Here is a 759-nt window from a genome sequence, read left to right on the forward strand (position 1 = left end):
ATGAATAATTATTTATAAAAATATCAACAAAAGTGCTTATTGCTAGCACTTTTTTTATTTTTTATTATATAATTTAACTAATAAATAAAGAGGGAGAATACAATGAAAAGATTATTAACTTTATTTGGTGCAATTACATTACTAGGAACAAGCACAACAAATGTAGTTGCTTGTGATAAAACACAAGAATATACACCCGAAGAATTAGCACAATTAAAAGCAGAAAACCAAATAAATACTGATAACCAAGAAATTAAAGACAACTTAGAATGAATAGCAGCACAAGAAAATCCATTTAATACAGTTGATAATAAATATTATTTTGTTGTGTGGCGTGGTAATGAAAATAATTATTGAAGAATTGTTAAATTTAAAAATGACAGTCAAAATACTAAAAAAATTGATAACATTAATGATTATAGTCTTATTTTTCATTGATGAGATAAACCCAAGGTTCACCATTATGATTTGACAGTTAGTGAAATAAAGGGTCATGCAGAACATAGATGAGAAGATTATACAGGAATAAAATATTTTAAATCTGTTTATCGTTGAAATTTAGATACACAAGAACCTAATTTAGTTGTTGATACTGATGGCAATGTAAAAGTTAATGGAGAATAAAAAAGAGATAATTAAATCTCTTTTTGTTTTTTAATTTGGTTTAATTGTAATTTTAATAGGATTATCACTAGTATTTCCCATATTTAATACAAAATCATTTAAGTCTATTGTTATATCTTTATCATTACCAAAATA

1 protein-coding gene is annotated in these 759 nt (G+C 24.1%); it reads left to right on the forward strand.

Features of this window, described 5'->3' with window-relative positions; translation table 4 throughout:
- Positions 1 to 102 precede the first annotated feature (102 nt).
- Complete coding sequence (locus tag C6B38_RS05985; RefSeq protein WP_105298984.1) at positions 103 to 624, forward strand: lipoprotein; 522 nt, start codon at positions 103 to 105, stop codon at positions 622 to 624.
- Positions 625 to 759 lie beyond the last annotated feature (135 nt).

Source organism: Spiroplasma sp. ChiS (assembly GCF_002968355.1).
Taxonomy (GTDB): Bacteria; Bacillota_I; Bacilli_A; order Mycoplasmatales; family Mycoplasmataceae; genus Spiroplasma; species Spiroplasma citri.